General features: G+C 49.4%; 4 protein-coding genes. All 4 read left to right on the top strand.

Annotated elements, in window-relative coordinates; genetic code table 11:
- Nucleotides 1–28 precede the first annotated feature (28 nt).
- The 4 genes from ACKWCA_RS21950 to ACKWCA_RS21965 all read left to right on the top strand — a co-directional run bounded on the left by ACKWCA_RS21950 (nucleotide 29) and on the right by ACKWCA_RS21965 (nucleotide 15,321).
- Complete coding sequence (locus ACKWCA_RS21950; protein WP_413980394.1) at nucleotides 29–8,749, top strand: beta strand repeat-containing protein; 8,721 nt, start codon at nucleotides 29–31, stop codon at nucleotides 8,747–8,749.
- Between the two features lie 2 nt (nucleotides 8,750–8,751).
- Nucleotides 8,752–10,788 (top strand): Ig-like domain-containing protein, encoded by a 2,037-nt coding sequence (locus ACKWCA_RS21955; RefSeq protein ID WP_413980395.1) that lies wholly within the window; start codon nucleotides 8,752–8,754, stop codon nucleotides 10,786–10,788.
- Between the two features lie 10 nt (nucleotides 10,789–10,798).
- Nucleotides 10,799–11,752: a PorP/SprF family type IX secretion system membrane protein gene (locus ACKWCA_RS21960; RefSeq protein ID WP_413980396.1), complete on the top strand. Its 954-nt coding sequence runs from the start codon at nucleotides 10,799–10,801 to the stop codon at nucleotides 11,750–11,752.
- A gap of 182 nt (nucleotides 11,753–11,934) precedes the next feature.
- Nucleotides 11,935–15,321, top strand: coding sequence for a T9SS type B sorting domain-containing protein (locus ACKWCA_RS21965; protein ID WP_413980397.1), 3,387 nt, complete (start codon nucleotides 11,935–11,937; stop codon nucleotides 15,319–15,321).
- Nucleotides 15,322–15,423 lie beyond the last annotated feature (102 nt).

Below are 15,423 nucleotides of genomic sequence, written 5' to 3' on the forward strand. Positions count from 1 at the left end.
CGACGATGCGGTACGGACCGAGAACATATTGAACGGAACGATCATCAACGAAGACCTGGCCGATGGTTCGGTGGATACGAACAAGATACTTGACGGAACGATCCTGACCGGAGATATTTCCTCTGGCGGCAACAACCAGGTACTGGTGACTGATGCGACCGGAACGGTGGCATGGGTATCGCGCGATTCCTTCGAGTCTATCGCCGACCAGGTGACCATCACGGGCATAGGTACGGCGGCGGACCCTTTCAAGGTGGAGGACCTCTCCATCGTAACGGCCAAACTGGGTCCCGATGCGGTGACCAACGCGAAACTGGCCGACGATGCGGTACAGTTGGAAAATATTGCTGACGGTACGGCCTCAGGTCAAGTAATCCAATGGAATGGCACAGACTGGGTCCTTATTGATTTAAGTTCGGTTACGGTAACTGAAATAGACGGTATAATAGGAAATGAAGTAGTGAACGGTACGGACGCGACCTTGACCCGATCGGGTGCAGGAACCACAGGAGACCCCTTTACCCTGGATATAGCCGCTGACGGAATCACGAATGCCGAATTGGCGGATAATGCGGTACAGTTAGAAAATGTAGCCGATGGTACGGCCGTAGGCCAAATCATGCAGTGGAACGGTACCGATTGGATTTTGGTAGATGGTAGTGTACTGGATACGGATACCCAGGACATCAGTAGTAGTGTGGTAACGCCAAATGAAACAGTTCGTATTGCTTTAGTTGACGGTGGTACCACGGATATCGATATCCGTGATGCAGATGCTGTAACAGGCAACGAAGTAGTGAACGGTACGGACGCGACCTTGACCCGATCGGGTACAGGAACCTCAGGAGACCCTTTTACCTTGGACGTAGCCGCCGACGGGATAACCAATGCCGAGATCGCCGACGATGCGGTCCAATTGGAGAACATCGCCAATGGTACGACCACGGGCCAGGTGATCCAGTGGGACGGGACGGATTGGGTCCTTATTGATTTAAGTTCCGTAACAGTGACTGAAGTAGACGGTGTTATAGGAAATGAAGTGGTCAATGGTACGGATGCGACCTTGACCCGATCGGGTGCGGGTACCGCCGGGGACCCTTTTACACTGGATGTAGCAGCGGATGGAATCACGAATGCCGAATTGGCGGACAATGCGGTGCAATTGGAAAATGTAGCCGATGGTACTGCCGTCGGACAGATCATGCAATGGAACGGAACCGATTGGGTATTGATCGATGGAAACGGACTAAGTACGGACGACCAGACTGTCGACGGCCTGACCTTCAACGCGGGAACCGGTGAACTCGGGATCTCCTTGGAAGATGACGGAGCCGCTCCCGTAACCGTAGATATTTCCGCTTTGGATACCGATGACCAAACGGTCGACGGCCTTACATTTAATGCCGGAACAGGAGAACTGGCCATATCCCTTGAGGACGATGGTGCGGCCCCGGTAACGGTGGATATCAGTGGGGTAAGCACGGACGACCAAACGGTCGACGCCCTGACCTTCAACGCGGGAACCGGTGAACTCGGGATCTCCTTGGAAGATGACGGAGCCGCTCCGGTAACGGTGGACCTATCCGCTTTGGATACGGATACCGACGATCAAACAGTAGACGGATTGACATTTAACGCCGGAACGGGAGAACTGGCCATATCCCTTGAGGACGATGGTGCGGCCCCTGTAACGGTGGATATCAGCGGTGTGAGCACGGACGACCAAACGGTCGATGCCCTGACCTTCAACGCGGGAACCGGTGAACTCGGGATCTCCTTGGAAGATGACGGCGCCGCTCCGGTAACGGTGGACCTTTCCGCTTTGGATACGGATACCGATGACCAAACAGTAGATGCATTGACCTTTAATGCTGGAACCGGTGAACTCGGAATCTCCTTGGAAGATGACGGAGCCGCTCCGGTAACGGTGGACCTATCCGCTTTGGATACGGACAACCAGACCCTCTCGACAGATGGTACGGCTGGTGATATTTCGATTTCCGGTGGAAACGATATTACCTTGAACGTGGACGATGCCGATGCGATTATCGGTAACGAAGTAGTGAACGGTACGGACGCTACCTTGACCCGATCGGGTGCGGGTACTGCCGGGGACCCCTTTACTTTGGACGTAGCCGCCGACGGGATAACCAATGCCGAGATCGCCGACGATGCGGTCCAATTGGAGAATATCGCCAATGGTACGGCCACGGGCCAGGTGATCCAATGGGACGGCACGGACTGGACCTTGGTAGATCTTGGATCGGTAACCGTAACTGAAAATGATGGTGTCATCGGTAATGAAGTGGTTAATGGTACGGACGGTACTTTGGTACGTTCCGGAACAGGTACTACGGTTTCTCCTTTTACACTGGATGTAGCAGCGGATGGAATCACGAATGCCGAATTGGCGGACAATGCGGTGCAATTGGAAAATGTAGCCGATGGTACTGCCGTCGGACAGATCATGCAATGGAACGGAACCGATTGGGTATTGGTAGATGGAAACGGACTAAGCACGGACGATCAAACGGTCGACGGACTGACCTTCAACGCCGGAACCGGTGAACTCGGGATCTCCTTGGAAGATGACGGAGCCGCTCCCGTAACGGTGGACCTATCCGCCTTGGATACCGATACCGACGATCAAACCGTAGACGCATTAACTTTTAACGCCGGAACGGGCGAATTGGCCATATCCCTTGAGGACGACGGTGCGGCCCCGGTAACGGTCGATATCAGTGGGGTGAGCACGGACGACCAGACGGTCGATGCCCTGACCTTCAACGCCGGAACCGGTGAACTCGGGATCTCCTTGGAAGATGATGGCGCCGCTCCCGTAACGGTGGACCTATCCGCTTTGGATACGGATACCGATGACCAAACAGTAGACGGATTGACATTTAACGCCGGAACGGGCGAACTGGCCATATCCCTTGAGGACGATGGTGCGGCCCCTGTAACGGTGGATATCAGCGGTGTGAGCACGGACGACCAAACTGTGGACGGCCTGACCTTCAACGCGGGAACCGGTGAACTCGGGATCTCCTTGGAAGATGACGGAGCCGCTCCGGTAACCGTGGATATTTCCGCTTTGGATACCGATGACCAAACGGTCGACGCCCTGACCTTCAACGCGGGAACCGGTGAACTCGGGATCTCCTTGGAAGATGATGGAGCCGCTCCCGTAACCGTAGATATTTCCGCTTTGGATACGGACGACCAAACAGTAGACGGATTGACATTTAACGCAGGTACCGGCGAATTGGCCATATCCCTAGAGGATGACGGTGCAGCTCCCGTAACGGTTGATATCAGCGGTGTGAGCACGGACGATCAAACAGTAGACGGATTGACCTTCAACGCAGGTACCGGTGAACTTGCCATATCCCTTGAGGACGATGGCGCGGCCCCGGTAACGGTCGATATCAGCGGTGTGAGCACGGACGACCAAACGGTCGACGGCCTGACCTTCAACGCGGGAACCGGTGAACTCGGGATCTCCTTGGAAGATGACGGCGCCGCTCCGGTAACGGTGGACCTTTCCGCTTTGGATACGGATACCGATGACCAAACAGTAGATGTACTGACCTTTAATGCTGGAACCGGTGAACTCGGAATCTCTTTGGAAGATGACGGAGCCGCTCCGGTAACGGTGGACCTATCCGCTTTGGATACGGACAACCAGACCCTCTCGACAGATGGTACGGCTGGTGATATTTCGATTTCCGGTGGAAACGATATTACCTTGAACGTGGACGATGCCGATGCGATTATCGGTAACGAAGTAGTGAACGGTACGGACGCTACCTTGACCCGATCGGGTGCGGGTACTGCCGGGGACCCCTTTACTTTGGACGTAGCCGCCGACGGGATAACCAATGCCGAGATCGCCGACGATGCGGTCCAATTGGAGAATATCGCCAATGGTACGGCCACGGGCCAGGTAATCCAATGGGACGGTACGGACTGGACCTTGGTAGATCTTGGATCGGTAACCGTAACTGAAAATGATGGTGTCATCGGTAATGAAGTGGTTAATGGAACCGATGGTACTTTGGTACGCTCAGGTGCTGGTTCCACAGTGAGTCCATATACACTGGATGTAGCAGCGGATGGAATCACGAATGCCGAATTGGCGGACAATGCGGTGCAATTGGAAAATGTAGCCGATGGTACTGCCGTCGGACAGATCATGCAATGGAACGGAACCGATTGGGTATTGGTAGATGGAAACGGACTAAGCACGGACGACCAAACGGTCGACGGCCTGACCTTCAACGCCGGAACCGGTGAACTGGGGATCTCCTTGGAAGATGACGGAGCCGCTCCGGTAACGGTGGACCTATCCGCCTTGGATACCGATACCGACGATCAAACCGTAGACGCATTAACTTTTAACGCCGGAACGGGCGAATTGGCCATATCCCTTGAGGACGACGGTGCGGCTCCGGTAACGGTCGATATCAGTGGGGTGAGCACGGACGACCAGACGGTCGACGGCCTGACATTTAACGCAGGTACCGGCGAATTGGCCATATCCCTTGAGGACGATGGTGCAGCTCCGGTAACGGTGGATATCAGTGGGGTGAGCACGGACGACCAAACAGTGGACGGCCTGACCTTCAACGCGGGAACCGGTGAACTCGGGATCTCCTTGGAAGATGACGGAGCCGCTCCGGTAACGGTGGACCTATCCGCCTTGGATACGGATACCGATGACCAAACAGTAGACGGATTGACATTTAACGCCGGAACGGGAGAACTGGCCATATCCCTTGAGGACGATGGCGCGGCCCCGGTAACGGTCGATATCAGCGGGGTAAGCACGGACGATCAAACGGTCGACGGACTGACCTTCAACGCGGGAACCGGTGAACTCGGGATCTCCTTGGAAGATGACGGCGCCGCTCCGGTAACGGTGGACCTATCGGCCTTGGATACCGATACCGACGATCAAACAGTAGACGCATTGACTTTTAACGCTGGAACGGGCGAACTGGCCATATCCCTTGAGGATGACGGTGCAGCTCCCGTAACGGTTGATATCAGCGGTGTGAGCACGGACGATCAAACGGTAGACGGATTGACATTTAACGCCGGAACAGGAGAACTGGCCATATCCCTTGAGGACGATGGTGCGGCTCCCGTAACGGTAGACCTATCCGCCTTGGATACGGATACCGATGATCAAACAGTAGACGGATTGACATTTAACGCCGGAACGGGCGAACTGGCCATATCCCTTGAGGACGATGGTGCGGCCCCTGTAACGGTGGATCTATCCGCCTTGGATACGGATACCGATGATCAAACAGTAGACGGATTGACATTTAACGCCGGAACAGGAGAACTGGCCATATCCCTTGAGGACGATGGCGCGGCCCCGGTAACGGTGGATATCAGCGGTGTGAGCACGGACGATCAAACGGTCGACGGACTGACCTTCAATGCTGGAACCGGTGAACTCGGAATCTCCTTGGAAGATGATGGCGCCGCTCCCGTAACGGTGGACCTATCCGCCTTGGATACCGATACCGATGATCAAACAGTAGACGGACTGACATTTAACGCCGGAACGGGCGAACTGGCCATATCCCTTGAGGACGATGGTGCGGCCCCTGTAACGGTGGATATCAGTGGGGTGAGCACGGACGACCAAACGGTCGACGGCCTGACCTTCAACGCCGGAACCGGTGAACTCGGGATCTCCTTGGAAGATGATGGCGCCGCTCCCGTAACGGTAGACCTATCCTCCTTGGATACCGATGACCAAACGGTCGACGGCCTGACATTTAATGCCGGAACGGGCGAACTGGCCATATCCCTTGAGGACGATGGTGCGGCCCCTGTAACGGTGGATCTATCCGCCTTGGATACGGATACCGATGATCAAACAGTAGATGGACTAACATTTAATGCCGGAACCGGTGAACTTGCCATATCCCTTGAGGACGATGGTGCAGCTCCGGTAACGGTCGATATCAGTGGGGTAAGTACGGACGACCAAACGGTCGACGGCCTGACCTTCAACGCCGGAACCGGTGAACTGGGGATCTCCTTGGAAGATGACGGAGCCGCTCCGGTAACGGTGGACCTATCCGCTTTGGATACGGACGACCAAACAGTAGATGGACTAACATTTAATGCCGGAACGGGCGAACTGGCCATATCCCTTGAGGACGATGGCGCGGCCCCGGTAACGGTCGATATCAGTGGGGTAAGTACGGACGACCAGACGGTCGACGGCCTGACCTTCAACGCCGGAACCGGTGAACTCGGGATCTCCTTGGAAGATGATGGCGCCGCTCCCGTAACGGTGGACCTATCCTCCTTGGATACCGATGACCAAACGGTCGACGGACTGACATTTAATGCCGGAACGGGCGAACTGGCCATATCCCTAGAGGATGACGGTGCAGCTCCCGTAACGGTTGATATCAGCGGTGTGAGCACGGACGATCAAACAGTAGACGGATTGACATTTAACGCCGGAACAGGAGAACTGGCCATATCCCTTGAGGACGATGGTGCAGCTCCGGTAACGGTGGATATCAGTGGGGTAAGTACGGACGACCAGACGGTCGACGGCCTGACCTTCAACGCCGGAACCGGTGAACTCGGGATCTCCTTGGAAGATGATGGCGCCGCTCCCGTAACGGTGGACCTATCCTCCTTGGATACCGATGACCAAACGGTCGACGGACTGACATTTAATGCCGGAACGGGCGAACTGGCCATATCCCTTGAGGACGATGGTGCGGCCCCTGTAACGGTGGATATCAGTGGGGTGAGCACGGACGACCAAACTGTGGACGGCCTGACCTTCAACGCGGGAACCGGTGAACTCGGGATCTCCTTGGAAGATGATGGCGCCGCTCCCGTAACGGTGGACCTATCCGCCTTGGATACCGATACCGACGATCAAACAGTAGACGCATTAACTTTTAACGCCGGAACCGGCGAATTGGCCATATCCCTTGAGGACGATGGTGCAGCTCCGGTAACGGTCGATATCAGCGGTGTGAGCACGGACGACCAAACGGTCGACGCCCTGACCTTCAACGCGGGAACCGGTGAACTCGGAATCTCCTTGGAAGATGATGGCGCCGCTCCGGTAACCGTGGATATTTCCGCTTTGGATACCGATGACCAAACGGTCGACGGCCTGACCTTCAACGCTGGAACCGGTGAACTCGGGATCTCCTTGGAAGATGATGGAGCCGCTCCCGTAACCGTAGATATTTCCGCTTTGGATACCGATGACCAAACGGTCGACGGCCTTACATTTAATGCCGGAACGGGCGAACTTGCCATATCCCTTGAGGACGATGGCGCGGCCCCGGTAACGGTCGATATCAGTGGGGTGAGCACGGACGATCAAACAGTAGACGTCCTGACCTTCAACGCTGGAACCGGTGAACTCGGAATCTCCTTGGAAGATGACGGAGCCGCTCCCGTAACGGTGGACCTATCCGCCTTGGATACGGATACCGACGATCAAACAGTAGACGGATTGACATTTAACGCAGGTACCGGCGAATTGGCCATATCCCTTGAGGACGATGGTGCAGCTCCGGTAACGGTGGATATCAGTGGGGTAAGTACGGACGACCAGACGGTCGACGCCCTGACCTTCAACGCTGGAACCGGTGAACTGGGGATCTCCTTGGAAGATGATGGCGCCGCTCCGGTCACGGTGGACCTATCCGCCTTGGATACCGATACCGACGATCAAACAGTAGACGCATTAACTTTTAACGCAGGAACGGGCGAACTGGCCATATCCCTAGAGGATGACGGTGCAGCTCCCGTAACGGTAGACCTATCCGCCTTGGATACGGATACCGACGATCAAACAGTAGACGGCCTGACATTTAATGCCGGAACAGGAGAACTGGCCATATCCCTTGAGGACGATGGTGCGGCTCCCGTAACGGTAGACCTATCCGCCTTGGATACGGATACCGATGATCAAACAGTAGATGGACTAACATTTAACGCCGGAACGGGCGAACTGGCCATATCCCTTGAGGACGATGGTGCGGCCCCGGTAACAGTAGATATCAGCGGGGTGAGCACGGATGACCAGACGGTCGACGCATTGACCTTCAATTCAGGTACTAATGAACTGGCCATATCCCTTGAGGACGATGGCGCCGCTCCAGTAACAGTGGACCTTTCAGATTTGGATACGAATATCTATAATTCCGACGGAACATTAACAGCTAATAGAGCAGTTACACAAGGGGCCTTTGACTTAAACTTTGATGCCAATACCTTGGTGGTAAGTGGCGATGACAATAGAGTAGGTATTGGTACGGACTCCCCCTCAACAGAACTTGATGTTAATGGTAGTGCTAGAGTGAGAACCCTTCCGGCAAGTGCCGATACCGATGAATTGGTCACAGCAGATGCCAATGGAAACCTAAGACAAGTGAATTCCTTAAGGGCATCAAAAGTCTTTTACCCGCCTTCTATCGAAATCGATGCTTCCACGAATGGTACATTTTCAATTGATCTGTATGCACAATACATTGCACAATTCGGTTCGCCGGTAGTAAGTAGTGGGGGTACAATTCCAACATACTTAGCTTCGGAATTAGACTATCACGTTACATTGGCTGATCCTTCTGTGTTCAACACGGGTACCATGAGTATAACACCTGCTGGAGTTTTGACCTATACCATTATAGGCCAACCGGCAGATTATAATTCATTGATCAACGTTGTTTTCGTTGTGAAGTAATAATGTGTAAACCGACCCAAATCGATTTGAAAAGTATTCCCACATATAAAAAACTCATCCTCAGTATTGTGTTCACGATATTGGGGACTACAATTTCAACTGCGCAATTCTTGCTTCAGGCTCCAAATAGTGGAGATGAAACCAACTATCGATGGTATGAAGCACAGGATACCAGCACAGTATTGGGTACGGATTTCTTTTTGGAAGTCAATAACCAAGGCGTGTATTTCGCTACCTACGATGGAACTTTATGTGGAAACAACGCTACAAGTTACTTCATCGTAACGAATTGTAATTCCCCATTCAATGAGGTGACCCTTGACATTTCCGCGAATACGGTTCCTTCTGGAGCTACGTTGACTTGGACACCTCCACTTCCTGGGGATCAGACGAGACCTACCGTAATCGCAACACAAACAGTGGAACGTTATATGGCTACTATCACCAAAGCAGGTAACAGTAAAAACCTTCCCAGTTTTACCGTTGTATGTATAGATGAATCCGCTACGCTGGTAGATGATATTGTGACCACGGATGAAGATGTCTCCACAGTGGTCGATATCTATGGGAACGATTCCGATTTGCCTTCAGTAGGTACATTGACAACGACCAATCCATCAAATGGAACAGTTAGCGTTGATAACAATGGTACGCCTAATGATCCCACGGATGACGTCGTTACGTATGTTCCAAATCCTGATTATAACGGACCTGACTCCTTCGATTATACCGTCTGCAATACTTTTGGTGATTGTAGTACCGCGACGGTTACTATTGATGTCTTACCTATTGTTGATGCAATTGACGATTCAGTGGCTACATCGGAAGATAGCCCGGTTGACATTGATATCTTGGCAAATGACAACGACGTGCCATCCGCAGGTACTTTGACCACAACAAATCCGACTGACGGAACAGTCGTTGTTAATGACAACGGTACGCCAAACGACCCATCGGATGATAGTGTCACCTACACACCGAATACCGGTTTTGTAGGTACGGATACCTTTACTTATACCATTTGTGACTCCCTTGGAAATTGTAGTACCGGAAATGTCAGCGTAGTGGTAACTGACGCCATTGATTTAGATGCTGATGATGATGGAATTGTAGATAGTTTTGAAGATCTCAACCTCGATGGAGATGGTGACCCTGCTACCGAACCAACCGATTCGGATAATGATGGAATCCCGGACTACTTGGATATTGATAGTGATGACGATGGTATTCCTGATAATGTAGAGGCCCAAACAACGGCCGATTACATTGCTCCTAGTGGACAAGATACGAACGCCAATGGACTTGATGATGCTTACGAAACAAATGGCAACCTTGGAATTTTCCCAGTGGATACCGACGGGGATCTCTTGCCCGATTACTTGGACGATGATAGTGATAACGATAACGTTCCTGATAATATTGAAGCTCATGATATTGATCAAGATGGTATTCCAGATGTGACTTACATCGGATCGGATAAGGATTCTGATGGGTTAGATGATTCCTATGAAGGGGTGACTCAAATCGATCAGGACGTCAATGATGAAATCGATGATCCGTACAACACATTGCCGAATACGGATGGTGATGAAGAATCTGATTATCGGGATACAGATGATGATGACGATGGTATAGAAACTACGGATGAAGATATAAATACGGATGGAAACTATGCCAATGATGACAGCAATGATAACGGTATTCCTGATTATCTAGAACCTAACGGTCTAGAAGACGAAATCGAAGTTTTTAACGTTATAACACCCAATGGGGACGGCGTACATGATGTGTTGACTATTAATGGGTTGGAAAACTTCCCAGATAACACTATTAGAATTTACAATAGATGGGGAGTGTTGGTGTATACGACCAACGCCTATAATACAGAAGGAAATGTTTTTGATGGTAGTTCTACGGGAAGAGTAACCATTGCCTCAGAGCGAGACCTTCCGGTAGGTACCTACTTCTATATTTTGGATTATGAAGATACAACCGGTGCAACCAAAACATTATCTGGTTACCTGTACTTAAATAGATAACGACTAAACTATGGCATTCTTAAAACGACATTTGCAAGGTGCCCACCTGCCTATCACAAAGCTTTTCTTTTTGGTAGTTCTTGCAAATGCCTCTCTTTATGCTCAGCAAGATGCTCAGTATACGCAATATATGTATAACACGGTGAGTGTCAATCCTGGATATGCCGGATCAAGAGGACATCTGAGTATCGCCGCCCTTCATCGGTCACAATGGATCGGTCTTGATGGCGCTCCTACCACACAGACCTTTAACATACATTCACCAGTAGGATATAGGGGCGTCGGATTGGGCTTGTCTGTTGTTAATGACAAAATAGGTCCAACATCGGAGACTAATTTCGATATCGATTTTTCGTATACTTTATATACTTCTACCGAAGGGAGATTGAGCTTTGGTCTTAAGGCTAGTGGTCATTTATTGGATGTTCGTTTCTCCGAGCTGAATCAATTTGCACCTGATATATCCCTACAGACCGATATTGATAATAGGTTCTCACCGAATTTTGGTGCCGGAGTATATTATCATAACGAACATTTTTACGCAGGCCTTTCCGTACCGCGTTTTTTACAGACCTCTCACTTTGATGGAAGTTTATTGGCTACCGCCAAAGAGCGAATGAACTTTTACTTCATTACCGGATATGTATGGGATTTAAGTCCGTTTGTGAAATTTAAGCCCACCTTGCTTACGAAAATGGTTCAAGGTGCACCCTTACAGGTCGATGTGTCCGCTAATTTTATGTTGAATGATAAGTTTATTGTTGGTGCAGCTTATCGATGGGATGCGGCCGTTAGTGGTATGGTAGGTTTTAATATAAGTGAAGGCTTTCTGATAGGCATGGCCTATGACCGTGAGGTCACTGAATTAGGGAGTGCCGCTTTTAACGATGGATCTTTCGAGGTCATTTTAAGGTATGATTTTATAAAGACCAAAGGTCAAATGAAATCGCCCAGGTTCTTTTAGAAATCTTATACTAAAAGTTCGTATGACGTAAATTTCTCAACAAGAAAAAGTATATGCCCCCCAAACGCATTCCGATACCTAACCTAAATACGCGATCATATTTTAAAACCTATATTTTCGCAATTGTATTTTTTGTATTCACGACTAAATGCATAAGTCAGGCCAGTTCAATACGTACAGGGGTGACTTTCAATTGGGCTGACACCCAATCTGCGCTTAGCGATCCTGCTACCTTACAGTCGATCAATATCAATGGTTCTGATTATACGACCTTTGTAGTTCCAACCTCGTATGAAATGACCCGGTTGGGACCAGGAGGTGATAATCAAAACAATATTTGGATAAACGGAACTCAATCTACAAGTGGAAGTGATGACCCGGACTGGATTTCGGATGCCTTGGACGCCTATCAATCACTGAATCTCAATCATTATTTTCAATCCAACAGTGCAGGTGACAATTTTTGCAACGACTATTCGGCCGTTGCCACCACGAATGCCCAGATACAGACCATTCGATACCTACCGGGAATACCTTCGAATCCTGATGGGGTTATCGCTATTACGGAACGGGGCGGTAACAATTGTATGTACATTGAACTATATGGAATCCCAGCAGGTGGAGGATCTGAACAGCTTTTAGGGACTACTTTTGTGCGAAATCAAGGTAATTTGACCGGCATACGCCCTCAAGCACCTCCGAGTTCGAATAGTGATTATTGGAGTAGTGGACGAAATAACGAAAACAACCAGATAATCGGTATTGCACTTTATCATCTTTCAGATTTGGCTCCCGTCGGCTCTACGATTACTTCTATCAGATATTTAGGAGCAACGACAGATCATGGTGATGGAAAGTTCTTTTTGATGCAAACGTATGCCGAGGATGATAGCCTTGAAATCAAATTGGATCGCGAAGGGAACGGTGATATTGCCGAAAACGACCTAGTCCCTTCGGGAAGTACCTATAACTTGATCTCGGGTCCTACGCATGGTGCGCTTACTTTTAATGCCGATGGTACTTTTAATTATATTCCCAATCCAGGTTTTACGGGCAATGATACCTTCGAGTACGAGGTTTGTCTCCCAGCCCCAAATACTTCGGTCTGCGATACAGGAACAGCAGTAATAGTCATTCGACTAGAAGCGATTTTTGATACGATAAATGTCGCCCAAAATTCAACAAATAATGCCATTAGCGTTCTTGATAATGATAATTTCGGTAGTGCCGGCCCAAGATTGGCTGGCGCAATTACCAATTTTACTTCTCCGGTAAACGGCAGTATTGTGTTGAATGATAATAGTACTCCAGGTGACCCGTTCGACGATTTTTTTGCCTACAGTCCTAATGCCGATTTTATCGGAACGGATTTCTTTACCTATGAAATTACAGATGCCGTTGGCAGCACTGATACCGCAGCCGTTTATATGACGGTCGCCTTTGATAGTGACCTTGATATCATCGATGATAAAACGGATTTAGATGATGATAATGACGGTATTTTAGATGCGAATGAAGGAATTGAATGTATTGATAATGAGTACTTTGCATGGGAGTTCAATACTCCGGCAGGTACGCGAACAAATGATTTCGTTCAAAATCCCGCTATTACAAATTGGCTGATTACCGCCACTACGGATGTCAGTACTGGCATCGGTATAACTGGTAACTCCCCCAGTTCCGAATTACAATTAACGAACATGGAGGCGAACACCTATGACGAGGCGATAGCACAAAACGAGTACGTCGAAGTCGGTTTTACCACGGCAGCAGGTTTAATAAACCCCATAATCGAAAGAATTGGTGTCAATTGGTATCAAAATGCAGGTGGCTCTATAGTGGGTAATTCGTACGACGTCGCCATTGAAATCTCCAAGGATAATTTTGCCACTTCCATGAAGTTGTATTCCGACATTCGAATACATTATCCTTCTAATGGTATTTCCGAATTTTTCAATCTGATTCCTTCTGGTTCTTCATTCAATTTAGAAGAGAATACTTCGTATACCATTCGTATTTATACCTATAACCAGCAGAGTGATGGAAACGTCGTCCATTCCGTATTCGATGATTTTACGATTAGCGTGTCCTCTTGCCAAGAACAGCATAGTGATGGCGACGGAATACCAGATCACTTAGACGACGATAGTGATAATGATACTTGTCTTGACGTTACTGAAGCGGGTCACGAAGATTCGGATAATGACGGGTATTTGGGCACATCTCCAGTAGCCGTTGATATGGACGGTTTGATCACGGGCCAGGGCGGATACACAGGAAACCGGCCGCGTGTGGTCACTCCGGATCAATCCATAGCCATTGATCAACAACCTATAGCTCAAAATGTCGATGTCGGTGGCATAGCTACATTTTCTGCACTGGTAAGTGGTACGGGACTCATTTATCAATGGGAGGTCAGTACGGACGAAGGAGGTAGTTGGATTGTACTTAGCGATAATACAACCCATTCCGGAACCGATACAAATACATTGACCATAACCGATGTTTCAAGTTCACAAGACACCAATGATTACAGGTTATTTGTGTCGAGTACGAACAGTCTTTGCAATGGTGTCGTTTCTATCAGTGCTAATTTGAATGTTGCGATCGACTTAGATAGTGATGATGACGGCCTTCTCGATGCCGTGGAAGATTCGAATGAAGATGCGGATAATAATCCAGCGACCAACCCCACGGACTCGGACAACGATTCGTATCCGGATTATCTGGATATTGATAGCGACAACGACGGTATTCCCGATAATGTGGAGGCTCAAACGACTTCAGGTTATGTAGCCCCTAGTTTGATAGATGTCAATGACAATGGTGTGGACGATAGCTACGAAAATGGTGTGGATATTGGTATTGATCCGGTTAACACTGACGGAGTTGATGTGCCCGATTATTTGGACGCCGATTCCGATAACGATGGTGTGCTAGATGCTATTGAAGGTCACGACCATGATCAAGATGGAGTGGCTGACGTCTTTTTCATCGGCTCCGACAAGGATAATGATGGTCTAGATGATAATTACGAGGGTATTGAACAACTTGATGTTGATGTCAATGATGAAATCGATAATCCGATAAGCGACCTGCCGAATACGGATGGGGACGACGAATCGGACTACAGGGATTTAGACGATGATGGTGATGGCATACCAACCGAAGAAGAAGACGCTAATAATGACATGGACCATGCTAATGACGATTGGGATAATGATGGGATACCTGATTACTTAGATCCAGATCCGGAAGTTGAAGAGGATCAAGTTGAAATCTATAATGTGGTCACTCCAAACGGAGATGGCGTACACGACATTCTGACTATTACAGGACTAGAAAGACGGCCGGACAACAACTTGCAAATCTACAATAGATGGGGTGTTTTGGTTTTTAGCACCCGTTCTTATAATACGGTGGGCAATGCGTTTTCAGGAATTTCTCAGGGGCGCACGACTGTGGGCGAAGAAGAAAACCTTCCAATAGGTACCTACTATTATCTGTTCGATTATGTAGATATCAATGGTGAGACCGTAAATCTTGCCGGGCATTTGTATTTAAACTAGGTTTTGATTCTTGCTATCGCTGTCCTTCTTTAGGTATAATTTACAATCGAAGGTCACAAATAATGGTTTAAAGGCCTTATTTTTGTGATAAAGCCTACGATT

It is taken from the genome of Maribacter corallii, assembly GCF_047345415.1.
GTDB lineage: Bacteria > Bacteroidota > Bacteroidia > Flavobacteriales > Flavobacteriaceae > Maribacter_C.

Bases quoted from the DNA above. Each gene is read 5' to 3' on its own strand.
- ACKWCA_RS21955 (WP_413980395.1), top strand. From the start codon at position 8,752: ATGTGTAAACCGACCCAAATCGATTTGAAAAGTATTCCCACATATAAA.
- ACKWCA_RS21960 (WP_413980396.1), top strand. From the start codon at position 10,799: ATGGCATTCTTAAAACGACATTTGCAAGGTGCCCACCTGCCTATCACA.